Origin of the sequence: Burkholderia crassaminum (genome assembly GCF_964265005.1) — a bacterium.
Taxonomy (GTDB): domain Bacteria; phylum Pseudomonadota; class Gammaproteobacteria; order Burkholderiales; family Burkholderiaceae; genus Burkholderia.
In genome coordinates this window covers 1,246,210-1,268,144 of the sequence record NZ_OZ183800.1, presented here as the reverse complement: position 1 = coordinate 1,268,144, position 21,935 = coordinate 1,246,210, and the positions used below count along the sequence as shown (strand labels likewise).

The following is a 21,935-nucleotide window of genomic DNA, read 5'->3' as shown; positions in this document are numbered from 1 at the left end:
ATGACCGCATGTCAAAACAGACTCATTCCACCCCTGACGAGGCCGCGGCGGATTCCCGCAACGAGTACACGGTCGACGAACTGGCGCGCGTGTCCGACACGACCGTGCGCAACGTCCGCGCGTACCAGGATCGCGGTTTGCTCGCGCCGCCCGAGAAGCGCGGGCGCGTCGGCATCTACGACGACACGCACGTCGCGCGCCTGAAGCTGATCAACCACCTGCTCGCGCGCGGCTATACGCTGTCGAACATCCAGGACCTGATCAAGGCGATCGACGAAGGCCACGACCTGCGCTCGATCCTCGGCCTCGAAAACGCGATCGGCGGCCGCTGGTCGCATGAACTGCCGAAGACCTATTCGCTCGCCGCGCTCGCACAGATGTTCGGCCCGCAGGCCACCACACAGCTTTCGCGCGTGACCGAGCTCGGGCTGCTCGAACGGCGCGGCCTGTCATTCGTCGCGAAGAGCCCCGCGCTGCTCGAGGCGGCGGCCGCGATGACGAAGGAAGGCATCCCGCCGCGCGAACTGCTCGACGTGATCAGCCTCGCGCGGCCGCACTTCGACGCGATCGCGCGGCTGCTCGTCGATCTCGTCGTGAAACGGCTCGACCGCTACGACGCCGGCACGCTGCCGCCGGCCACCGACGTGCCCGAACTGGTCGACGCGATCTGGCGCCTGCGCCCGCTCGCGGCCGTGTTCGTCGAAGGCGAGACGAACCGTGCGCTGGAAACCGCGGCGAGCGCGTATCTCGGCGGCCGCGTCGCGACGATCCTCGACAAGAAGCTCAGCGACGAAGCGGCGCGCCAGTCCGGTACGCCCGATGAGCAAAGCGACGGCGACAAAGCATAGGGCCGCCGCCGTCATATTCTTATCGGCAATGCTTCGTTTGCGGGCGTGATCGCTCATGCGACGATTCTTCCAACCGAGCGGCACCGCCGCTCGCCCGAAGACGTTTCGCATGGAGTCCGTTCGATGATTGGTTTCACCCGCTGGATCACCCGCACCGCCGCCGTCACGCTCGTTGCGCTCGTCACGCTTTCCGCCACGTCGGCCTTCGCGCAGGGCGACACCGGCAAGGTCGTGCGCATCGGCTATCAAAAGGCCGGCCTGCTGTCGATCATCAAGGCGCAAGGCTCACTCGAAGCGCGGCTCAAGCCGCTTGGCTACAACGTCCAGTGGTTCGAATTCCCGGCCGGCCCGCAACTGCTCGAAGCGCTGAACGCGAACAGCATCGACTTCGGCTATACGGGCGCACCGCCGCCGGTGTTCGCGCAGGCAGCGGGCGTGCGCTTCGTGTACGTCGGCGCGGAACCGCCGTCGCCGCACAACGAAGCCGTATTCGTGAAGGCCGATTCGCCGATCCGCTCGCTCGCCGAGCTGCGCGGCAAGAAGGTCGCGCTGCAGAAAGGTTCGAGCGCGAACTACCTGCTGCTGGTGGCGCTGAAGAAGGCCGGCGTGCGCTACGACGAGATCCGCCCCGTGTACCTGCCGCCCGCCGACGCGCGCGCCGCGTTCGAAAGCGGCAATGTCGACGCGTGGGCCGTCTGGGATCCGTATTACGCGGCCGCGCAGCATTCGCTGAAGATCCGCACGCTCTCCGACTACACGGGCCTCACGCCTGCGAACAACTTCTACGAGGCGACACGGGACTTCGCGGAGCAGCATGGCGACGTGGTCGGCGCGATCCTGAAGCAGGCGCGGGAGACGGGACTATGGGTCAACGGGCATTCGGCCGAAACCGCCGCGCTGATCGCGCCGAAAGTCGGGCTGCCGCTTGCGCTCGTCGAGACGTGGATCAAGCGCGTGCCGTTCGGCGCGGTGCCGGTCGACGAGAAAATCGTCGCGGTTCAGCAGGGCGTTGCCGATGCGTTTTACGGGGCTAAGCTGATTCCGCAGAAGCTGAGCGTTGCTGATAATGCCTGGAGCGACAAGCGGGTGGCGACGGCGTTGGCGGCGAAGTAACGCACGACGCAGCGCAGTGCGCACTCATTCGAGAAAGGCCGACGGGCACCCTGCCCGTCGGCCTTTTTTGGTTCGTCTGAAATGTTCGTGAAGCGCGGGCCGAACCGTCGGCGTTCGGCCACGAGCAACCGTTCCCGGCCATCACGTTGCAGCAGTCGAGGCGCATCGACTTGCCGGCATTCGACTCATGCGGCACCTCCCGCAAACCTTTCGGCCAGCCGCTCCCGGTCGAATGCTTCGACAACGAAGTCGACAAACACGCGTGTTTTCGCCGGCAGCAGCGTTCGCGTCGCGTAATAGATCGAAATCGCGCCGGCGTCCACGTACCAGCGCGGCAGCAATCGAACGAGTTCGCCCCGTTCGATTGACGACAGTACGTCCGACACGGACAGCAGCGCGACGCCCAGCCCAAGCACTGCCGCTTCACGCATTGCCGCCGGGTCGTTGACCACGATGGTCTCGCCGAGCAGCGCTGGCATTTCAACGCCTGCCGGGCCGCGCATCGTCCGGTGACGCACGCGGCCGGTGCGGCTCGAACGCATCACGATGCCGCCGAGCGCCGCCAGATCTCCAGGATCGGTGGGCGGTGGGCGGCCGGCCATGTAGGCCGGAGACGCGACCGCCACGAGATGCGCAGGCGCCAGCGGGCGAGACACGACGCCCGGTGCGAGATCGAATCCGCCACCGAGCGCCGCGTCGTATCCCTCCGCAATCAGGTCGACCTGCCGGTTCTCGAAGTACCAATCCGGGCGAACCATCGGATAGCGAGCGAGGAACGCCGGCAGCAGCGGCATCACGTACGTCATGCCGAACGTCGGCGCCATGCTGACTTTCAGCGCGCCAGCCGGCTCGCTGCGATCGGTCGAGACGGACGCGATCGCAGCCTGCAGCGCGTCCAGATTGCCGCCAATTTCCACGAGAAAACGCGCACCCGCTTCGGTCAGCGTGAGCTTGCGCGTCGAGCGCTGGAACAGCCGCACGCCGAGATTGCGTTCCAGCAGCGCAACGTTGCGACTGACCGCTGCGGGTGTCAGCGCAAGACGCCGCGCGGCCGCGGAGAAGCTGCCCGTTTCGGCGCTGCGCACGAACGATTCGAGGTTGGCGAGCGTTTCCATGCGTGAATCTTAAAGCATTGCTTGAAAATAATTCAAACAATTACCCACTAATCGTCAAGCAATAACGGCAGCAACATTCGCTCACCTGATCTTGGAGAGCGAACGTCAGTTGTTCCTCCCCTCGTCGACACAGGCATCGGCGTTATCACTTGATTCATCCCCTTTCACCAGGAGCATCGTCATGAACACCATCGGTATCATCGGAGCAGGCGCCATCGGGTCCGCGTTCGCGAAAGCGCTGGCGGGCAAAGGCATCGAAGCCATCATCGCGAACAGCCGGGGCCCGGATTCGCTCGCGGACCTCGCACGCGAACTCGGCCCGTCGATCACGCCGGGAACCCGGGAGCAAGCGGCTGCGCAGGACATCGTCGTCGTCGCGGTGAACTGGGCGAAGCTGCCATCCGCCCTCTCCGGGTTGCCGGATTTCGGCGGACGCATCGTGATCGACGCGAACAACCCGATCGAGGCGCCGCGGTTCGAACCCGCCGAATTGCATGGCCGGACGTCGAGCGCGGTATTCGCGGACCTCGTGCCGGGCGCACGCGTCGTGAAGGCGTTCAATCATCTGCCGGCGCACTTCATTTCCGACGATCCGCAGGCCGAGGGCGGACACCGCGTGCTGTTCTTCGCGGGAGACGACGAGCACGCGAAATCGGTTGTGAGCGGACTTATCGGGCGGCTCGGTTTCTTCGGCATCGACCTGGGTTCTCTCGAAAGCGGCGGGCGCCTCGTGCAAATCCCGGGCGGCCCATTGCCGGTGCTGAATCTCGTCAAATTCGGCTAGCCACCGAGGGGGGCGCCGCGCCTTTGCGCAAGATCCCGGGTGTTTTCTGCCGGCGGCCGCACGGGTGCGCAAACGGGCGCCCCTGTTCCGGCTTCGCGCAAGACTGCTACGGGTCGAGGCTGTGTGAAAACGCTGGCCGAATGCTCCATTCGAAAATTCGGCCCTTCAGATCGCACTGTATTGGCTTGGTAGCAACCTGGGAGGGGTGAGGCGGCCCCCCGAAACCGGCTGGTTTTGCGTTTTCACACAGCCTCGGTCGGAGAGCGCCAATCACGGTATTCCGCGAGTCACTCTTTTACCGGCACCGCGGGAAGCCACGCAAAACGCATGTAAAAAGGCCGGCGGGCAAATTACCCGCCGGCCCTTTTGCATTGCATGACCACGCGCCCCCGTTTACTTCAACGCCCCCGCCACCTTCTTCTGCCGCCACAAGCACAGCAAATCGCAAGCGACATGCGCCGCGGCGATCGCCGTTATATCCGCGTGATCGTAAGCCGGCGCGACCTCGACCACATCCGCGCCGACCAGATTCACCGCCCCGAGCCCGCGCACGATCGCCAGCGCCTGCGCGGACGACAACCCGCCCGCGACCGGCGTCCCCGTCCCGGGCGCAAACGCCGGATCGAGGCAGTCGATGTCGAACGTCAGGTACGCGGGCCGCGCACCGACGATCTCGACGATCCGCTCGACCGCCGCGCGCGCACCGTGGTCGTGCACCCACGCGGCATCGAGCCGCTCGATCCCGAGAAAGTCATCGTTCCACGTGCGGATGCCGACCTGCACCGACGTCGCCGGGTCGATCAGCCCTTCCTTCACGGCCTTGTAGAACATCGTCCCGTGATTGAGGCTGTCCGGATCGTCGTCGGCCCACGTATCGCAGTGCGCGTCGAAATGGATCAGCGACAGCGGCTTGCCGTAGCGCTCCGCGTGCGCGACCAGCAGCGGATACGTGATGTAGTGATCGCCGCCGAGCGTCAGCATCTTCGCGCCCGAGCGCAGGATCGTGCGCGCATGCTCGACGATCGCGGGCTTGATCGACAGCGGGTTGTGCGCGTCGAACCAGCAGTCGCCGTAGTCGACGGCCGCGAGATCGTCGAACGGGTTGAAACCCCACGGATACGGATGAAGCTCCGCGAGCTGCACGCTCGCCGCGCGAATCGCGGCCGGGCCGAGCCGCGCGCCGGAGCGATAGGTCGTTGCAAGGTCGAGCGGCACGCCGGAGATCGCGACGTCGACGCCGTCGAGCGCGCGCGAATAGTTGCGGCGCATGAAAGACAGCACGCCCGCATAGGTGTTTTCGATCGAGGAGCCGTACGGCGTCGTGCGACGGATCGCACCGTCGCCGTGGAGAAGTTCGGTCATGGTCGGACCATTTTTTCGTGGGGGCCGGCCTTACCCCGCGCTGCGTCAGCGCAAGGAAGCACGGCATGGATTCATCGGGCACGCATCGGCTTGCGCATCCTGTCGCGCGGCCGAGCGGGACAACGACAACTGCAACGACAACGACAACGACAACGGCAACGGCAACGGCAACGGCAACGGCAATACCGCGGCGATCATAACAAGCCGAATTGATGTCGTTGCCCCGGTTCAGCCGGGGCAACGCATCGAAGAAACCGGGCGACGGCGTTCGCCCATCGTGCGCCCGACGGCGCCGGCTCGTCGCAGTCGCAGCGCAATCGCCTGCGCGTACCATCGTTGGCCGCGCCCTAGAAGGATTCGCCGGTTTTCCCACGTCCTTTCTTCCGGATAATGGCCGACAGCCGCGCCCACGACCGTGCGCCGTCCACCGCAGACAACAACAAACCGGAGACACCCGCCTTGATCGCCACGCTTCCCGCCACCTACCGCCGGCTCTGGCCGCTCGCCGTCGCCGCCGCGCTGCTGTACGGGCTCTCGCTCGCCGTCGCGCCCTATCCCGGCCAGGCCGCTGCGAAAGCCGCGATGGGGATCCTGCTGCTCGCGGCGGGCAGCACGTGTGGCGCGCCGCGCGAACGCGCGTGGCTGTGCGCGGCGCTCGCGACCGCCGTGCTCGGCGACGTGCTGCTCGCGCTGCCCGACTGGCCGCTGTCGTTCGTGCTGGGCCTCGGCGCGTTCCTGCTTACGCACCTGTGCTATTGCGCGATCTTCATGCGCTGGCGCGCACGGCCGCACGGCTGGCGCATCGTCGCGCTCGTCGGGCTGTGGATCGCCGCCCCTGCTTTCTACATAGCGTTCTTCCCGCACCTCGGCGAGCTGCTGGCACCCGTCGCCGTCTACATGCTCGTGCTGTGCGTGATGGCGAGCTTCGCGCTCGCCGCCCGCACGCGCGGCCCGCTGGTGGCCATCGGCAGCCTGATCTTCGTCGGCTCCGACACGCTGATCGGAGTCGGCCGCTTTCTCGGCGGTTTTCCGGGCATCGATTACCTGATCTGGGGCCTCTACGCGCTCGCACAGGTCACGATCGTGGCCGGGGTTTTCCATGAGACAGCCGCCCGAACGATCCGTCCCTGATACTGTTTCAAACAGACCGCCGCGCGCCGGCGGTCTCGTCTGCGCCCTCTCTCGCCCTGTCGACGGCCTTTTCCGCGCATCCCGCAATACGGAAACCGGCCCGTTCCAAACCCCGCTCAGCCTTTTCCCGTCTGGTTTCCGGCCCTTAGAGCGCCGCTTCTAGCCTCTTGCGATTTCCGGGTTCACCCACTATCGTTACATCAAACAATGTAACATTCGAAAATGAGCCAAATCGGAGACACCCGGATGAATGCTCGCACGTTGCCTTTCGGTCCACCCGGCCACGACGGCCAGGACGAAACCATCGACATCGCCATCATCGGCACCGGCTTCGCCGGCATCGGCATGGCGATCCGCCTGCGGCAAACAGGCGTGACCGACTTCGTCGTCCTCGAGAAGGCCGCGTCGGTCGGCGGCACGTGGCGCGACAATCATTACCCCGGGTGTGCATGCGACGTGCAATCGCACGTCTATTCGTTCTCGTTCGCGCCGAACCCGCGCTGGACGCGCATGTTCGCGCCGCAGCCGGAGATCCGCGCCTATCTGGAAGACTGCGTGCAGCGCTTCGGCGTCGGCCCGCACCTGCGCCTGAACCACGAACTGCAACGCGCCGAGTACGACGAGGCCGCGCAACGCTGGCGCCTCACGTTCGCGAACGGCAAGCGGCTGTCGGCACGCGTGCTGGTGTCGGGGATGGGCGGCCTGTCGCGCGCCGCGCTGCCGTCGATTCCCGGCGTCGAGAACTTCAAGGGCCGCGCGTTCCATTCGCAGCACTGGGATCATGACTACGCGCTCGAAGGCAAGCGCGTCGCGGTGATCGGCACCGGCGCGAGCGCGATCCAGTTCGTGCCGCAGATCGCGCCGCGCGTGAAGGAACTCGCGCTGTTCCAGCGCACGCCGCCGTGGATCATGCCGAAGCCCGACCGCAACCTGACCGGGCTCGAGAAGTGGCTGTTCCGCACGCTGCCGTTCACGCAGAAGGCGGTGCGCAGCGGCATCTACTGGATGCTCGAATCGCGCGTGCTCGGCTTCGCGATCCATCCGTCGCTGATGAAGAACGTGCAGAAGCTCGCGCTGCGCCACATCCGCAAGCAGATTCCCGATCCGGAGCTGCGCAAGACCGTCACGCCGGACTACACGCTCGGCTGCAAGCGCGTGCTGATCTCGAACGACTACTATCCGGCGCTGTCGCGCAAGAACGTCGACGTGATCACGACCGGCATCGACCACATCGAAGCCGACGCGGTCGTGACTACCGACGGCAAGCGCCATGAAGTCGACTGCCTGATCTACGGCACCGGCTTCCAGGTGGCCGATCCGTTTCCGCGCGGTGCAATCGCCGGCCGCGGCGGGCTCGATATCGTCGACGCATGGCGCGACGGCGCGCATGCGTATCTCGGCTCGACGCTGCCCGGCTACCCGAACTTCTTCATGATCGTCGGCCCGAACACGGGCCTCGGCCACAACTCGATGGTGTTCATGATCGAGTCGCAGATCGAGTACATCCTCGGTGCGCTGAAGGCGATGCACCGCGAGCGCGCGGATGCGATCGAGGTGCGCCCGCTCGTCGAGGCGCAGTTCAACAGCGACCTGCAGGGCCGGCTCAAGAAGGCGATCTGGTCGACCGGCGGCTGCAAGAGCTGGTACCTCGATCCGCGCACGGGCAAGAACACGACGCTGTGGCCGGGCTTCACGTGGCGCTTCCGCCAGGCGACCGCGCACTTCTCGATCGCCGATTACCACGCGTATCGCGCGCCGCAACATGACACGGCCGCGCGGCCCGCCGCCGCGCCGGCCGCTGCCGCTTCCGCCTCCACTTCCGCCTCCACTTCCGCCTCCACTTCCGCCGAAGCGGCCTGAGCCAGACAAGGAGCAACCGACATGAGAGATTTCGCCAACAAGGTCGCCGCGATCACGGGTGCCGGCTCGGGCATGGGCCGCTCGCTCGCGATCCAGCTCGCGCAGGCTGGCTGCCAGGTATCGCTCGCCGACAAGAACGGCGTGGGCCTCGCGGAAACCGAACGGATCGTCCGCGCGATCGCGCCGAACGTGCGGGTATCGACGCGCGTGCTCGACGTCGGCGACCGCGATGCGATGTTCGCGTGGGCCGACGACACCGCGAAGGAACACGGCAAGGTCAACCTGATCTTCAACAACGCGGGCGTCGCGCTGTCGAGCACGATCGAAGGCATGGAATACAGCGATCTCGAGTGGATCGTGAACATCAATTTCTGGGGCGTGGTGCACGGCACGAAGGCATTCCTGCCGCACCTGAAGGCATCGGGCGACGGCCACGTGATCAACACGTCGAGCCTGTTCGGGATCTTCGCGCAACCGGGCATGAGCGGCTACAACGCGACCAAGTTCGCGGTGCGCGGCTTCACCGAATCGCTGCGCCAGGAACTCGACATGATGAAGTGCGGCGTGTCGGCGACCTGCGTGCATCCGGGCGGCATCCGCACGAACATCGCGCAGGCGAGCCGCGTGTCGAAGAACATGGTCGGCTTCATGGTCGCGAGCGAGCAGCAAGGCCGCGACACGTTCGAGAAGTTCTTCATCACGACCGCCGACGATGCCGCGCGCACGATCCTCTCGGGCGTGCGCAAAAACAAGCGCCGCGTGCTGATCGGCCGCGACGCAAAGGCCGGCGACTGGATGGCACGCGTGCTGCCGTCCGCGTACCAGGCGCTCGTCGTGCTCGCGACGCGCCGCGAGGCAGCGAAGGCTCGACGCGCAGCCCGCGGCACGCCGGCGCCGGCGCCCGCACCGCTGCACGCCACCTACAACAATGCAGGCAATCAGGGAGGAGAACAATCATGACGACCCCGAACATGATGCCCGTGCGGCGCGACATCCGTTTCGCGCTGCCCCCCGAACGCGCGCGCGACTGGCACGTGCAGGGCGTGCCGGTCACGCACTTCATGAATGCGCTGTCGCTGCTGTTCCCGGCCGGCGAACGCTTCTTCATGGATTCGGTGCGCAACTACCGCGACCGGATCGAGGATCCCGAACTGAAGAAACAGGTGCTCGGCTTCATTGGCCAGGAAGCGATGCATACGCGCGAGCACATCGAGTACAACGACCTGCTGCAGTCCTCGGGCCTGCCCGCCCACAAGCTCGACAAACGCCTGTGGACGATCCTCGGCTGGTTCAAGAAGGCGCTGCCGCATTCGATGCAGCTCGCGATCACGATCGCGCTCGAGCATTACACAGCGATCCTCGCGAACCAGTTGCTGTCGGGCCACGAACACCGGATCGACGGCTCGGTCGAAGGCTACCAGCAGATGTGGATGTGGCATGCGATGGAGGAAACCGAGCACAAGGCCGTGTCGTACGACGTATGGACCACCGTGATGAAGCCGGGCCTCGGCAGCTACCTGCTGCGCACGGGCACGATGCTGACGACGACCGTGTTCTTCTGGACGATCGTGTTTGACTTCCACGTGCGCCTGATGCGCGCGCACCGTCGCGAACACGGCAAGTTCGGCGGCATGTGGCGCCTCGTGAAGTACCTGTACAGCCCGAAGCACGGGGTGTTCCCGAGCATCGCGCGCGAATGGCTCGACTACTTCCGCCCCGGCTTCCACCCGTGGGACCACGACAACCACCAGTACCTGCAGGGGCTCGACACGCTGCTCGAGAACATCGACGCGACCAACGCGCGCTACGCCGCGCAAGCCGCCCCGCGCCGCGTGCCGCTGCACCCGGTTGTGCAGGCATGACGCCATGGCGCGCGCCCACGAGATGCTGACCGTCCAGTCCGGCGACGTGAAACTCGCCGTCTACGTGAGCGGGTCGCGTCGCGCCCCGCCGCTGATCCTCGTGCACGGCTACCCCGATTCGGCGGCCGTGTGGGCGCCGATCCGCGCGCGGCTCGCGAAGCGCTACCGCGTGATCGCGTACGACGTGCGCGGCGCCGGCGCGTCCGATGCGCCGCGCCGCCGCGCCGACTACACGCTCGAGCGGCTCGCCGGCGACCTGAAGGCGGTGGCCGATGCGACCTGCGGCGGCCGGCCGTTCCATCTCGTCGGCCACGACTGGGGCTCGATCCAGTGCTGGGAAGCCGTGACCGATCCCGCGTTCCGCGGCCGGATCGCGTCGTACACGTCGATCTCGGGCCCGTGCCTCGATCACGTGTTCCGCGCGAAGATGCGGCTCAAGCAGAGCCTGAAGTCGTGGTACATCGCGTTCTTTCACCTGCCGGTCGTGCCGTCGCTGGTGTGGCGGCTCGGCGGTGCGGCGCTGTGGCCGCGCTGGCTGCAGATCACCGAACGCGTGCGCGCCGAGCGCGACCCCGTGCAACTGAAGAACGCGCTGAACGGCCTGCAGCTTTACCGCGCGAACTTCCTTGCGCGGGCGCGCAAGCCGCGCGAACGCTATGCGCAGGCGCCGGTGCAGATCCTCGTGCCGGTGCGCGACCGTTATGTCACGCCCGAGATGTCGGTCGACCTCGACCGCTGGCTCGGCGACCACGTGCGCGAGGAAATCGATGGCACGCACTGGATCGTGCTGCGCCACCCGGACATGATCGCGTCGCGCATCGACCGCTTCGCGTCCGCGCAGGAGCGGCCAGCCGTCGCGAACGCGGTGGTTCAGCGGCCCGTCGGCGCCGGCAGGCGTCTGAACAGCGTCTCGTAGTCGATCACGAGCCCGTCGTCGTCGATGTCCATCTCGGCGGTGAAATTCCGGAAGATGCCTTCGTAGCGGTAACGCCGGCCCGGCTCGATGCACGCGTAAGCCTGCTTGACCGGCGTGACCTTCAGGTCCGGCGTCGAGATGTACGCGACGTCGATCGGCCGCCGCTCGCCGCGCGCGAGCCCCAGGCGGCCGATCGGTAGCGAATTCGTGAACGGCGTCGCCGCGATGTCGATGTCGATGCAGCCGTCCAGTTCCGGCAGCGCACGGCCCGCGCCGTCGCGCCAATGGCCTTCGCCGTCGCCGTGCAACTCGAGCGTGCCGCCACCCATCACCTTGAGCACCGCATACGTGACGCGCCAGCGCGCGTCGCACTCGACGCGATACGCGAGCCCATACGCGCGGCCGTAACGCTGGCCGACCACCGCGCTTTCGACGACGATCCCATCGCCGCTCCGGTCGAACGTAAGATGTTCGACCCCGTCGCCTTCAAGCGACGCCCATCGCACTTCACGCATCGTTTCGCCTCCCGGTGCCCCCGATGCGGGGCACTGTCGCACGAATCCACCGACGAAAACGCCAGTGGATGCCCGAATTCGCCACCACGGAGCGTTCGCCTCGGAAAACGCCAACGCGGCGCCCGTCAAGCATGGCCGACCGTCCGCATTCCCCATTTCGGGGCACCGCCGACAAATCCTGACTATCCAGAATTCCCTATTCCGGTGCATCGGATTGTGTCCTATGCTCGCGGCTCGTCCTGTTCCGCCGCCATCATGCCTACCGCCCGCTCCGCCTCGCCGTCGATCGACCTGCGCATTCTGCTGCGCGGCATCGGTCAGATCGTACTGCAGGCGAACGCGCTCACCGGCGCGCTGCTGCTCGCCGCGCTGGCGCTGACCGACCTGCGGCTCGCGTGCGCGGCGCTGCTCGGCTCGGCCGCCGCCAGCATGACCGCCGTGCTGACGGGCGCCGAGCGCCAAGACGTCGAACAGGGGCTGCACGGCTTCAACGGCGCGCTCGCCGCGCTGATCGCGGTGCTGTTCGTGCCCGATTCGCTTGCCGCCGTCGCGCTGGCGCCGCTGGCCGCGATCGGTGCGGCACTCGTGCAGCGCGCGATGCGCACGCCGCTCGCCCGCTGGCGCCAGTGCCCGTATTCGAGCCCGTGCCTGGTCGTCACCGCGCTGTGGCTGCCGTTTGTCGCGCTGCAACACGCAACCGATGCGACGACCGGTGCGGCACTGACGCCTTGGTCCGTCACCGACGCGCTGCTGTCTGGCGTCGCGCAGACCACCTTTGCGCAAGGCGCGTGGGCCGGCGCGCTGATCATGGCCGGCCTTGCCGTCGCGTCGCGCCGCGCGGCCGCATTCGCACTCGGCGGCGCGATCGTGTCGACCGTGCTGCTGGTCGCGCTCGGCGCGAACGGCGCGCTGTTCACCGACGGCCTGCTCGGCTTCAACGGCGCGCTCGCCGCACTGGCGCTGATGCCGCGCGGCCCGCGCGCCGCACTTGCAGCCGCCGCACTCGCCGCGCTGATCCAGTGGCTCGCGATGCGCGCAGGCATCCCCGTGTTCACGGCCCCGTTCGCGCTTGCGTCGTGGGTGACCGTAGCCGTCGCACGCCGCCTCACCTTCGGAGAACCCGATGTCGTCATTCGCACACCGTCCTGAAGCCGTGAAACCCGGCGGCCCGATCTCGGACGCCGAACGCCAAATGCGCGTCGATCTCGCCGCAGCCTACCGGCTCGTCGCGCTGAACGGCTGGGACGACCTGATCTACACGCACCTTTCCGCAACCGTGCCCGGCGAGCCCGGCCACTTCCTGATCAACCCGTTCGGCCTGACGTTCGACGAGGTCCGCGCATCGAACCTCGTGAAGATCGACCTCGCCGGCAACCGGATCGGCGACAGCGAGCACGCGGTCAACGTGACGGGCTTCGCGCTGCACGCGGCCGTGCATGCCGCACGCGCCGACGCCGTCTGCGTGATGCATCTGCACAATACGGCCGGCATCGCCGTATCGATCCAGCGCGACGGGCTGCTGCCCGCGTCGCAGCACGCGCTGCGCTTTCACGGCGACCTCGCGTACCACGACTACGAGGCGCTCGCGTTCTCGCCGGCCGAAGGCACGCGGTTGACCGCAAGCCTCGGCGCGAAATCCGCGATGCTGCTGCGCAACCACGGCACACTGACGGTCGGCCGCACCGTGGCCGAAGCCTATGTGCTGATGGATACGCTGATCAAGGCGTGCGACATCCAGGTGCGCGCGCAGGCCGGCGGCGGGCCGCTCGTGCTGCCCGATCCGGCCGTGGCCGACCGCACCGCCGAACAGCTGCGCGACGGCGGCGCGATCGAAGGTGAGCTGGAATGGCCGGCGCTGCTGCGCCGGCTCGACCGGATCGATCCGTCGTATCGCGACTGACGCCGCATCCGCGTTGCATCCGCATTCAACCCAATCGTTCAATCCCAACCGGAGCACTTGTCATGCCGACTTTCAATATCCAGCTGTTCGAAGGCCGCACCGTCGAACAGAAGCGCGCATTCGTCGAAGCAATCACGCGCGTCACGTGCGAGACGCTCGGCTGCGAGCCGGGCTCGGTCGACATCATTCTCACCGACGTGAAGAAGGAGAACTGGGCGACGGCCGGGAAGCTGTGGAGCGACGAGCGCTGAGCGTCACGACCGGCGATGCCTGAACGCCCGCCTGCATCGCACTGATTCATCTCCTGCGGCGCCCGCCCGGCGGCGCTGCAGGCGGCCTCCTCCTTCGCCTCCCGTTGTGCGCGTGCACATCGCTTTGTCACGCAATCGGTGCATATAATGCGCCTCAGACGCAGCAGCCGATGGCCACCCGACGAGGAGACCGCCATGGAAGCGAAGAACGAGGAAGTCGTCGCACACCTGCTCTCGGACGTCGTCGAATTCGCGCGCGGGCGCCTGCCCGAAGCCACCTTCCGGATCGTCGAACCCTTCCTGCGTCACTACTACGATTTCGTCGATGCCGACGATCTGCAAAGCCGCAGCATCGCCGATCTCTACGGCGCCGCGATGGCGCACTGGCAGACCGCCCAGAAATTCGTGCCCGGCAGCGAACGGCTGCGCGTGTACAACCCGATCCTCGAACAGCACGGCTGGCATTCCGACCACACGGTCATCGAGATCGTCAACGACGACATGCCGTTCCTCGTCGATTCCGTGACGATGGCCGTCAACCGCCTCGGGCTCGCGCTGCATTCGGCACTGCACCCGGTATTCCGCATCTGGCGCGGCACCGACGGCGGCATCGAGCGCGTCAATGCGGGCGGCGCGACGCCCGGCGACGGCCAGTCGCAGCTCGCGTCGTTCATCCATTTCGAAGTCGATCGCTGCGGCGATGCCGCGCTGCTCAACACCTTGCGCAACGACATCGCGCATGTGCTCGGCGACGTGCGCGCATCGGTGGAAGACTGGCCGAAGATCGTCGAGATCGCCCGCGCGACGATCAAGGAAATGAAGGCGCGCGAATCGACCGCGGAAGACATCGAGGCGCGCGCGTTCCTCGAATGGATGGCCGCCGATCACTTCACGTTCCTCGGCCAGCGCGACTACGCGCTCGTGTCCGACGGCACGGGCTTCGGGCTGCGCGGCATCGAGGGCACCGGCTTCGGCATCCTGCGCGAATCGCTGCGCACGTCCGGCGCGCCCGACGTCACGCCGCTGCCGCAGGCCGCCGCCGACATCATCACCGGCTCCTGGCCGATTTTCCTGACCAAGGCGAACTCGCGCGCGACCGTGCACCGGCCCGGCTATCTCGACTACGTCGGCGTGAAACTCGTCGGCTCCGACGGCAAGGTCGCCGGCGAGCGCCGCTTCATCGGGCTCTATACGTCGACCGCCTACATGGTGTCGAGCGCCGAGATCCCGATCGTGCGCCGCAAGTGCGCGAACATCGTGCGGCGCGCAGGCTTCCTGCCGAAGGGGCATCTCGGCAAGTCGCTCGTGACGGTGCTCGAAACCTATCCGCGCGACGAGCTGTTCCAGGCCGACGAAGACCAGCTCTACGACATCGCGCTCGGCGTCCTGCGGCTGCAGGAGCATCAGCGCACGCGCCTGTTCGTGCGCCGCGACCGCTTCGACCGCTTCGTGTCGTGCCTCGTGTACGTGCCGCGCGACAAGTACAACACCGACCTGCGCCGGCGCATCGCGAAGCTGCTCGTCGATGCGTACAACGGCGTGAACGTCGAGTTCACGCCGCTGCTGTCGGAATCGGCGATCGCGCGCATTCATTTCGTCGTGCACGCGGAACCGGGCACGATGCCCGACGTCGACACGCGCGAGCTCGAAACGCGGCTCGTGCAGGTCACGCGCCGCTGGCAGGACGATCTCGCCGACGCGCTGCTCGACGTATTCGGCGAAGAGCAAGGCAACCGCCTGCTGCAGCGCTATGCCGATTCGTTCCCGGCCGGCTATCGCGACGACTATCCGGCACGCACGGCCGTGCGCGACATCGAGCTGATCGAGCGCGTGAAGGATTCGGGGCAGCTCGCGATGAACCTGTACCGGCCGATCGAGGCCGAGGCGCGTGCGTTCCGCTTCAAGGTCTATCGCGCGGGCGACCCGATCGCGCTGTCGCGCAGCCTGCCGATGCTCGAGCATCTGGGCGTGCGCGTGGACGAGGAGCGGCCGTACCGGATCCAGACGCAGGACGCTGCGCATGCATGGGTACACGACTTCGGCCTCGAGCTCGCGGACGACACCGAGTTCGACATCGAGCGCGTGAAAGGCCTGTTCGAGGATGCGTTCGACCAGATCTGGAGCGGCCGGATCGAGAACGACGACTTCAACCGCCTCGTGCTGCGCGCCCACCTGAGCGCGCGCGAAGTGACGATCCTGCGCGCGTATGCGAAGTACCTGCGGCAAGTCGGCTCGACCTTCAGCGACGCGTATATCGAGCGCGCACTGACCGGCAACCCGGCGATCGCACGGCAGCTCGTCGAGCTGTTCCTGCTGCGCTTCGACCCCGCCACCGGCGACACGCGCGACGTGCAGGCCGAGCGGCTGCTGAAAGCGATCGAAAGCGCGCTCGACCAGGTGCCGAACCTCGACGAGGACCGCATCCTGCGGCAGTTCCTCGGCGTGATCAACGCGACCGAGCGCACGAACTACTTCCTGCTCGACGCGAACGGCGAATCGAAACCGTACCTGTCGTTCAAGTTCAATCCGGCCAAGGTGCCCGGCCTGCCCGAACCGAAGCCGATGTTCGAGATCTGGGTGTATTCGCCGCGTGTCGAGGGCGTGCACCTGCGCGGCGGGAGGGTCGCGCGCGGCGGCCTGCGCTGGTCGGATCGCCGCGAGGATTTCCGTACCGAAGTGCTCGGGCTGATGAAGGCGCAGATGGTGAAGAACGTCGTGATCGTGCCGGTCGGCTCGAAAGGCGGCTTCGTCGTGAAGAATCCGCCTCCGCCGAGCGATCGCGAAGCGTGGATGCGCGAAGGCATCGCGTGCTACCAGACCTTCCTGCGCGGCCTGCTCGACCTGACCGACAACCTGGCCGGCAACGCGATCGTGCCGCCGCCCGACGTGGTGCGGCACGACCCCGACGATCCGTACCTGGTCGTGGCCGCCGACAAGGGCACGGCCACCTTCTCCGACTACGCGAACGCGATCTCGCACGAATACGGCTTCTGGCTCGACGACGCGTTCGCGTCCGGCGGCTCGGTCGGCTACGACCACAAGAAGATGGCGATCACCGCGCGCGGCGCGTGGGAATCGGTGAAGCGGCACTTCCGCGAGATGGGCATCGATACGCAGACGACCGACTTCACGGTGGTCGGCGTCGGCGACATGTCGGGCGACGTGTTCGGCAACGGGATGCTGCTGTCGCCGCACATCCGGCTCGTCGCCGCGTTCGATCACCGGCACGTGTTCCTCGACCCGAACCCCGATCCCGCGGTGAGCTTCGCGGAGCGCGAGCGCATGTTCGCGCTCGAACGCTCGAGCTGGGCCGACTACGATCCGGCCGCGATCTCGTCGGGCGGCGGCGTCTATCCGCGCACCGCGAAGACGATCCCGCTGTCGCCGGCCGTGCAGGCCGCGCTCGGCATCGACGCGCACGCGCTGCCACCGGCCGAGCTGATCCGCGCAATCCTGCAGGCGCCGGTCGACCTGCTGTACAACGGCGGCATCGGCACCTACGTGAAGGCCGCGCGCGAATCCCACCTGCAGGTGGGCGACCGCGCGAACGACGCGGTGCGCGTGAACGGCGCGGACCTGCGTTGCAAGGTCGTCGGCGAAGGCGGCAACCTCGGCTGCACGCAGTTCGGCCGGATCGAGTTCGCGCAGCGCGGCGGCCGCATCAACACCGATGCGATCGACAACTCGGCCGGCGTCGATTGTTCGGATCACGAAGTCAACATCAAGATCCTGCTCGGGCTGGTCGTGTCCGACGGCGAGATGACCGAGAAGCAGCGCAACGCCCTGCTCGCGGAGATGACCGACGAAGTCGGGCTGCTCGTGCTGCGCGACAACTACTACCAGACGCAGGCGCTGTCGATCGCCGGCCGCTATGCGGTCGAACTGCTCGATGCCGAGGCGCGCCTGATGCGCTGGCTCGAACGCGCGGGCCGCCTGAACCGCGTGATCGAATTCCTGCCGACCGACGACGAAGTCGCCGAACGGCAAGCCGCGAAGCTCGGCCTCACGTCGCCGGAACGCGCGGTGCTGCTCGCCTACAGCAAGATGTGGCTGTACGACGCGCTGCTCGAATCCGACGTGCCCGAGGATCCGCTGGTGGCCGCGATGCTCGTCGACTACTTCCCCAAGCCGCTGCAGCAGCGCTTCAGCGAACCGATGCGCCGCCATCCGCTGCGCCGCGAGATTCTCGCGACGCATCTGACCAACGCGCTCGTGAACCGCGTCGGCTCCGCGTTCGTGCACCGGCTGATGGAGGAAACCGACGCGAAGCCCGGCGACATCGTGCGGGCATGCATCATGGCGCGCGACGTGTTCGACCTCGATGCGGTGTGGCGCGACATCGATGCGCTCGACAATCGCGTCGCCGACGACATACAGGCGCGCATGTTCGTCGACGTCGCGCGGCTGCTGGAGCGCGCGGCGCTGTGGTTCCTGCGGCATCTGCAATCCGGCGCGGTGGCCGACGGCGGCGTCGCCGAGCTGATCGCGCGCTGCCGCGACGCGGCCGAGCGGCTTGCGCCGCAACTGCCGTCGCTGTTGCCGGCCGACGATCTCGAAGCGCTGTCCGAGCGGCAGCGCGTGCTGGTCGAAGCGGGTGTCGACAGCGCGCTCGCGGTGCGCGTCGCGAGCGGCGACATCTCGGCCGCGCTGCTCGACATCGCCGAAGTGGCCGCGACCAGCAACCGCAGCCTCGAACTCGTCGCGGGCGTTTATTTCTCGCTCGGTACGCTGCTCAATTACGGGTGGATCAGCGAACGTGCGGCGACACTGCCGACGCCGACGCACTGGGACATGCTGGCGCGCGCGGCCGCGCTCGCGGAAGTCGCGCGCCTCAAGCGCACGCTCGCGACGAGCGCGCTCGCGGAATCGCCGGATTCGACCACGCCGGAAACGATCGTCGGCACATGGCGCGCGCGCCGCGAAGCCGCGCTCGTGCGCTACGAACATTTGCTTGCGGACTTGCGAGCGTCGGGCGGCGCGAGCCTCGCGGTGCTGCTCGTGATCGTGCGGGAAATGGCCGTGCTCGAACGCGCGTGACCGGGCTGGCGGGCGCCCGGTGAATGAGCGTCGGCGGTCCGGCGTGACCGGAACCCGCACACGTGCCCGTTTTCGTGCGCGCGACGCTAGATCGTCGCAACCAGCAGTTCCTCCGCGTTGTTCGGCGGCCTGAGACCGTCCGGACGATCCGCGAAATAACGGCGCGTCAGTTCGGCGGCCGAAACGTGCTCGGTTTTTGTGAAGCCCGCTTCCATCGCGAGCGCCTGGACCTGCGCCGGCATGAAGAAGCTGATGAACGGCGTGCCGCTTGCGCGCGCGCCCTTCGCCGCCATTTCCAGCCCCGGACGCACGTCCGGATCCGCATGCTCCAGCGGCAGCAGGAACGTCATCGCGAGCGTCGAGCCCGGCGCGAGCGATGCGACTTCGCGCAACGCGGCCGCGTTCGCCTCGCGCGTCAGGTACATGCTGACGCCGGTGGACACCACGACCGCCGGCTTGCCGGCATCGAAGCCCGCGCCGACGAGCGCCGCGCGCCACGACTGTTTCGCCTCGAAATCGACCGGCACGAAACGCAGCCAGTCGGGCACGCCGAAGCCCAGCTCAATAAGGCGCCGTTGCTTCCAGCGCTGCGGCGCCGGCGGGTCGACCTCGAAGACGGTCACACGCGACGCCATGTCGGGCCGGCGCTGCACGAAGCTGTCGAGGCCCGCGCCGAGGATCACGTACTGGCTCACGCCGCGCGCCGCCTGCTCGGCCACCCGATCCTCGATGAAGCGCGCCCGCGCGACGATCGACGCGCGGAACGGCCGCGTGAACTGCGCATCCATGTCACCGCGCTGCTGCCAGCCGGGTGCCGGTGCGAGCAATTGCAGCCCGACTTCGTCGGCAAGCACATGCGGCGGCGCGTCGAGTTCGACGTGAAGCGCACGCCACAGCGCGACGCGCGCGGCGGTGCTGTCGGGGGCGCTTTCGCGGGTATCGGTCATGTCGGCCTCACGCGCCCTGCCGGCCCGGCGCCTGCAGGCGCCATACACGGCCGTCCGGGTCGCGCACGGTCATGTCGCGCGTGCCCCAGTGCGTGTCCTCGAACGGCGTGACGACGTCGACGATCGGCTGCGGCTGCACCGCCTGCTCGTCCGGCACCTTGAGCACGACCTGCATGTCGGGCGTCTCGCTTGGCGGCACTTCGGCGATGAACAGAAAGGGGCCGTCGCCGCTGCGCAGCTGGCCCGAGTTGTGATCGGTTTCGAACTCCAGCGTGAAGCCCAGCGCCTGGAAGAACTTCGCCGACTTGCCCCAGTTGTGCGTCGTCAGGTACACGGCTTCGATTCGCTCGGATGACATGTCACTCCTCCTCGGTGGACGGCCCCGCGCCCGGCTGCGGCGCGGCCAGGTACGCGCGCAACGCATCGGCCACCAGCGCGGACAGCGATTGCTCCGTTTCGATGGCGCGATGCTTGACCTGCCGGATCAGGCTCAGCGGCAGGTACACGTTGAATTGCTTCACTTCTTCGTCGGTCATGGGAACTAGTATGCTAGCAATCTAGCAAAAATCAAGCGCGGACGCGTCCCGCGTGCGCGGGCCGCGATGGGCTATCGTGAGTCCGGTTTACGTCGCGGCACGCGCCGCCAGCCGCGCGAACAGCGCGTCGAGATCGAATCCCGTCGTATCGATGCCGATCGTGTCGCGCAGGCACGCGCCCCATGCAGCCGCATCGTCGAACGTGACAGAGCGCCCGGCGCCCGCCGCATCGCGGATCGTCAGCGTGGTGTTGCGCAGCGCGGCGCGGCCGTCCGGCAGCACGCGGCATGCGATCAGGGTATGCAGGAAGATCGATTCGGGATACGTCGACGTGAACCAGTTCGCAGCGTCGTAATCGATCCATTCGACCCGCTTCGGCTGGAAGCGGTAGGTGGTCTGCCAGCCGTCAGGCGTCTCGATCTGCACGTCGAATTCACCGTCGACCGGCGCGGCGACGACGCGGAATACGCCGTGCGGCGTCAGCTGCCGCTCGTCTGGCACGAACCGCAGCGGCGCGGTCAGTGTCGCGCTGCCGAAGCCGATGTCCGCGAGCCAGGCCGCGCCGTCGAGATCGATGCGCAGCAGCATGTGCGTATGCGCGGAGGCGACTTCCGGCGGAAGCATCCACCGCACGCGCGCGATCATCGGCGTCACGCGAAAGCCGATCGTCGTGAGCGCGGTGTAGAACAGCTTGTTGAGTTCGAAGCAGTAGCCGCCGCGGCGATGCGCGAGCACCTTGTCGACGATCGTGGGCAGGTCGAGCGCGACGCGCGCGCCAGTCAGCGGATCGAGGTTTTCGAACGGAATCGCCTGCGGGTGCAGCAGGTGCAGCCGGCGCAGTACGTCGAGCGTCGGCTCGACCGGGCCGTCGTAGCCGATGCGGGAGAAATAGCGCGAGAGGTCGAACGAGTCAGTCATGAACCTGCACCGAAAAAGGGACACGCCACGATAACATCGCGCGAAATCCCCATGTTGGGCAGGGCGATCTTCGGCGTCGCGCGCGAGGCGGGCGCCGCCGCGCGCGGCCCCGCGCAACGTTACGGCAGCAGCTTCAGCGCGGACGATGCGACCGACGGCACCGAAATACCCTGGCTCGTCGCGAACTGCACAGCCTGGCTGAGGGTCGTCGCGAGCGACTGCAACTGGCCCGGCGCACTTTGCGCGATATACGACGCAGCCTGCATGTTCTGCGGATTCAGGCCCGACTGCAACAGCGATGCCGCGCTCGTCGAGCCGAGATTGCCGAGCCCCGACTGCAACTGCGAATACTGTGTGAGCCCCTGCCCGAGCGACGTGAGGCCGTTGCTGAACGCCTGCTTGTCGATCGGCCCGTGCGTCGCGCCACCACTCGCGAACGCCTGGCCGAGCGCCTGCGACACCGATTGCTGCGCGCCGCCCATCTGCGACAGCGCAGCCGGCGTCAGCGCATCGCCGCCGGCGAGCTGGCTCGCGGCCTGCTGCGCCTGCCCGGCCGCGCCGGTGAGCCCCATCGCCGACGCGAGCGAAGACTGGCCGGTCAGCACCTGCTGGTTCGCGCCGACATAGGCCTGCAGCAGTTGCGCGACGCCGCCCTGCGCGGGCGCCGCCTGCTGCTGCCCGCCGCCGAGCAGCGATGCGCCGAGCGACTGCAGGTCGAGCTGCGCGTGTGCAGCACCGCTTGCCAGGATGCCGAACGCGATGCCTGCCGTGGCCAGGTGCCGGCCCGTCGCGCGAATCTGCTTCATGTGTTTTCCTCGTGCCCGATTGATCAAGGCCGAT

General features: G+C 67.4%; 21 protein-coding genes. 13 read left to right on the top strand and 8 right to left on the bottom strand.

Going from position 1 to position 21,935, the window contains the following annotated elements; all coding sequences use genetic code 11:
- Positions 1-8 precede the first annotated feature (8 nt).
- Together ACPTTF_RS22795 and ACPTTF_RS22790 are read left to right on the top strand one after the other, a co-directional pair.
- A complete protein-coding gene (locus ACPTTF_RS22795; protein ID WP_423368317.1) occupies positions 9-848 on the top strand; it encodes a MerR family transcriptional regulator in 840 nt (279 codons plus the stop codon).
- Between the two features lie 123 nt (positions 849-971).
- The gene (locus tag ACPTTF_RS22790) at positions 972-1,961 is read left to right on the top strand and encodes a sulfonate ABC transporter substrate-binding protein (protein WP_423368316.1); all 990 of its coding nucleotides are present in this window, start codon (positions 972-974) and stop codon (positions 1,959-1,961) included.
- 185 nt (positions 1,962-2,146) lie between these two features.
- Here ACPTTF_RS22790 and ACPTTF_RS22785 read toward each other — a convergent pair whose 3' ends face one another.
- On the bottom strand, positions 2,147-3,076 hold the full coding sequence (locus ACPTTF_RS22785; protein ID WP_423368315.1) for a LysR substrate-binding domain-containing protein: 930 nt from the start codon (positions 3,074-3,076) through the stop codon (positions 2,147-2,149).
- 91 nt (positions 3,077-3,167) lie between these two features.
- On the opposite strand from ACPTTF_RS22785, the gene ACPTTF_RS22780 reads away from it, so the two are divergent.
- The gene (locus ACPTTF_RS22780; protein ID WP_423368314.1) at positions 3,168-3,860 is read left to right on the top strand and encodes an NADPH-dependent F420 reductase; all 693 of its coding nucleotides are present in this window, start codon (positions 3,168-3,170) and stop codon (positions 3,858-3,860) included.
- A 393-nt stretch (positions 3,861-4,253) separates the two neighbouring features.
- Here the strand turns inward: ACPTTF_RS22780 and speB are convergent, their stop codons facing one another.
- Entirely contained in the window at positions 4,254-5,222 is a 969-nt protein-coding gene (gene speB / locus ACPTTF_RS22775; protein WP_423368313.1) for an agmatinase, read from the bottom strand.
- On the opposite strand from speB, the gene ACPTTF_RS22770 reads away from it, so the two are divergent.
- The 6 genes from ACPTTF_RS22770 (at position 5,221) to ACPTTF_RS22745 (ending at position 10,991) form a co-directional block, all read left to right on the top strand.
- Positions 5,221-5,613: a hypothetical protein gene (locus ACPTTF_RS22770; RefSeq protein ID WP_423368312.1), complete on the top strand. Its 393-nt coding sequence runs from the start codon at positions 5,221-5,223 to the stop codon at positions 5,611-5,613. The two genes, speB and ACPTTF_RS22770, sit on opposite strands and share 2 nt — an antisense overlap.
- A 68-nt stretch (positions 5,614-5,681) precedes the next feature.
- Positions 5,682-6,353 carry a lysoplasmalogenase gene (locus tag ACPTTF_RS22765; protein WP_423368311.1) on the top strand — a complete coding sequence of 224 codons (672 nt, stop codon included), beginning with the start codon at positions 5,682-5,684 and terminating at the stop codon, positions 6,351-6,353.
- A 246-nt stretch (positions 6,354-6,599) separates the two neighbouring features.
- On the top strand, positions 6,600-8,213 hold the full coding sequence (locus tag ACPTTF_RS22760; RefSeq protein ID WP_423368310.1) for a flavin-containing monooxygenase: 1,614 nt from the start codon (positions 6,600-6,602) through the stop codon (positions 8,211-8,213).
- A gap of 21 nt (positions 8,214-8,234) precedes the next feature.
- Entirely contained in the window at positions 8,235-9,173 is a 939-nt protein-coding gene (locus ACPTTF_RS22755) for an SDR family NAD(P)-dependent oxidoreductase (RefSeq protein ID WP_166951557.1), read from the top strand.
- Entirely contained in the window at positions 9,170-10,075 is a 906-nt protein-coding gene (locus tag ACPTTF_RS22750; RefSeq protein WP_423368309.1) for a metal-dependent hydrolase, read from the top strand. Before ACPTTF_RS22755 ends, ACPTTF_RS22750 begins: the two co-directional genes overlap by 4 nt.
- 4 nt (positions 10,076-10,079) lie before the next feature.
- Positions 10,080-10,991, top strand: a complete 912-nt coding sequence (locus tag ACPTTF_RS22745; protein ID WP_423368308.1) for an alpha/beta fold hydrolase — start codon at positions 10,080-10,082, stop codon at positions 10,989-10,991.
- On the opposite strand, the gene ACPTTF_RS22740 is transcribed toward ACPTTF_RS22745, so the two are convergent.
- Positions 10,946-11,506 (bottom strand): putative glycolipid-binding domain-containing protein, encoded by a 561-nt coding sequence (locus ACPTTF_RS22740; RefSeq protein ID WP_423368307.1) that lies wholly within the window; start codon positions 11,504-11,506, stop codon positions 10,946-10,948. The genes ACPTTF_RS22745 and ACPTTF_RS22740 overlap by 46 nt on opposite strands.
- Before the next feature lie 255 nt (positions 11,507-11,761).
- On the opposite strand from ACPTTF_RS22740, the gene ACPTTF_RS22735 reads away from it, so the two are divergent.
- The 4 genes from ACPTTF_RS22735 to ACPTTF_RS22720 all read left to right on the top strand — a co-directional run bounded on the left by ACPTTF_RS22735 (position 11,762) and on the right by ACPTTF_RS22720 (position 18,694).
- Complete coding sequence (locus tag ACPTTF_RS22735; protein ID WP_423368306.1) at positions 11,762-12,655, top strand: urea transporter; 894 nt, start codon at positions 11,762-11,764, stop codon at positions 12,653-12,655.
- Positions 12,630-13,406, top strand: coding sequence for a class II aldolase/adducin family protein (locus ACPTTF_RS22730; protein ID WP_423368305.1), 777 nt, complete (start codon positions 12,630-12,632; stop codon positions 13,404-13,406). Before ACPTTF_RS22735 ends, ACPTTF_RS22730 begins: the two co-directional genes overlap by 26 nt.
- 62 nt (positions 13,407-13,468) lie before the next feature.
- Positions 13,469-13,657, top strand: coding sequence for a 4-oxalocrotonate tautomerase (locus tag ACPTTF_RS22725; RefSeq protein WP_175957787.1), 189 nt, complete (start codon positions 13,469-13,471; stop codon positions 13,655-13,657).
- Between the two features lie 195 nt (positions 13,658-13,852).
- Positions 13,853-18,694, top strand: a complete 4,842-nt coding sequence (locus tag ACPTTF_RS22720; RefSeq protein ID WP_423368304.1) for an NAD-glutamate dehydrogenase — start codon at positions 13,853-13,855, stop codon at positions 18,692-18,694.
- Between the two features lie 86 nt (positions 18,695-18,780).
- Here the strand turns inward: ACPTTF_RS22720 and ACPTTF_RS22715 are convergent, their stop codons facing one another.
- The 5 genes from ACPTTF_RS22715 to ACPTTF_RS22695 form a co-directional block, all read right to left on the bottom strand.
- On the bottom strand, positions 18,781-19,641 hold the full coding sequence (locus ACPTTF_RS22715; protein WP_423368303.1) for a class I SAM-dependent methyltransferase: 861 nt from the start codon (positions 19,639-19,641) through the stop codon (positions 18,781-18,783).
- Positions 19,642-19,648: 7 nt separating this feature from the next.
- A complete protein-coding gene (locus tag ACPTTF_RS22710) occupies positions 19,649-19,999 on the bottom strand; it encodes a VOC family protein (protein WP_423368302.1) in 351 nt (116 codons plus the stop codon).
- A gap of 1 nt (position 20,000) precedes the next feature.
- A complete protein-coding gene (locus ACPTTF_RS22705) occupies positions 20,001-20,177 on the bottom strand; it encodes a ribbon-helix-helix domain-containing protein (RefSeq protein ID WP_166951534.1) in 177 nt (58 codons plus the stop codon).
- Between the two features lie 87 nt (positions 20,178-20,264).
- A complete protein-coding gene (locus tag ACPTTF_RS22700; protein WP_423368301.1) occupies positions 20,265-21,095 on the bottom strand; it encodes an arylamine N-acetyltransferase family protein in 831 nt (276 codons plus the stop codon).
- A gap of 119 nt (positions 21,096-21,214) precedes the next feature.
- A complete protein-coding gene (locus tag ACPTTF_RS22695; RefSeq protein ID WP_423368300.1) occupies positions 21,215-21,901 on the bottom strand; it encodes a hypothetical protein in 687 nt (228 codons plus the stop codon).
- Positions 21,902-21,935: the final 34 nt, after the last annotated feature.

Bases quoted from the DNA above. Each gene is read 5' to 3' on its own strand.
- ACPTTF_RS22725 (WP_175957787.1), top strand. From the start codon at position 13,469: ATGCCGACTTTCAATATCCAGCTGTTCGAAGGCCGCACCGTCGAACAG.
- ACPTTF_RS22745 (WP_423368308.1), top strand. From the start codon at position 10,080: ATGGCGCGCGCCCACGAGATGCTGACCGTCCAGTCCGGCGACGTGAAA.
- ACPTTF_RS22795 (WP_423368317.1), top strand. From the start codon at position 9: ATGTCAAAACAGACTCATTCCACCCCTGACGAGGCCGCGGCGGATTCC.
- ACPTTF_RS22705 (WP_166951534.1), bottom strand. From the start codon at position 20,177: ATGACCGACGAAGAAGTGAAGCAATTCAACGTGTACCTGCCGCTGAGC.
- ACPTTF_RS22740 (WP_423368307.1), bottom strand. From the start codon at position 11,506: ATGCGTGAAGTGCGATGGGCGTCGCTTGAAGGCGACGGGGTCGAACAT.
- ACPTTF_RS22760 (WP_423368310.1), top strand. From the start codon at position 6,600: ATGAATGCTCGCACGTTGCCTTTCGGTCCACCCGGCCACGACGGCCAG.
- speB (WP_423368313.1), bottom strand. From the start codon at position 5,222: ATGACCGAACTTCTCCACGGCGACGGTGCGATCCGTCGCACGACGCCG.
- ACPTTF_RS22695 (WP_423368300.1), bottom strand. From the start codon at position 21,901: ATGAAGCAGATTCGCGCGACGGGCCGGCACCTGGCCACGGCAGGCATC.
- ACPTTF_RS22715 (WP_423368303.1), bottom strand. From the start codon at position 19,641: ATGACCGATACCCGCGAAAGCGCCCCCGACAGCACCGCCGCGCGCGTC.
- ACPTTF_RS22770 (WP_423368312.1), top strand. From the start codon at position 5,221: ATGGTCGGACCATTTTTTCGTGGGGGCCGGCCTTACCCCGCGCTGCGT.
- ACPTTF_RS22710 (WP_423368302.1), bottom strand. From the start codon at position 19,999: ATGTCATCCGAGCGAATCGAAGCCGTGTACCTGACGACGCACAACTGG.
- ACPTTF_RS22785 (WP_423368315.1), bottom strand. From the start codon at position 3,076: ATGGAAACGCTCGCCAACCTCGAATCGTTCGTGCGCAGCGCCGAAACG.
- ACPTTF_RS22790 (WP_423368316.1), top strand. From the start codon at position 972: ATGATTGGTTTCACCCGCTGGATCACCCGCACCGCCGCCGTCACGCTC.
- ACPTTF_RS22720 (WP_423368304.1), top strand. From the start codon at position 13,853: ATGGAAGCGAAGAACGAGGAAGTCGTCGCACACCTGCTCTCGGACGTC.
- ACPTTF_RS22735 (WP_423368306.1), top strand. From the start codon at position 11,762: ATGCCTACCGCCCGCTCCGCCTCGCCGTCGATCGACCTGCGCATTCTG.
- ACPTTF_RS22755 (WP_166951557.1), top strand. From the start codon at position 8,235: ATGAGAGATTTCGCCAACAAGGTCGCCGCGATCACGGGTGCCGGCTCG.
- ACPTTF_RS22700 (WP_423368301.1), bottom strand. From the start codon at position 21,095: ATGACTGACTCGTTCGACCTCTCGCGCTATTTCTCCCGCATCGGCTAC.
- ACPTTF_RS22750 (WP_423368309.1), top strand. From the start codon at position 9,170: ATGACGACCCCGAACATGATGCCCGTGCGGCGCGACATCCGTTTCGCG.
- ACPTTF_RS22730 (WP_423368305.1), top strand. From the start codon at position 12,630: ATGTCGTCATTCGCACACCGTCCTGAAGCCGTGAAACCCGGCGGCCCG.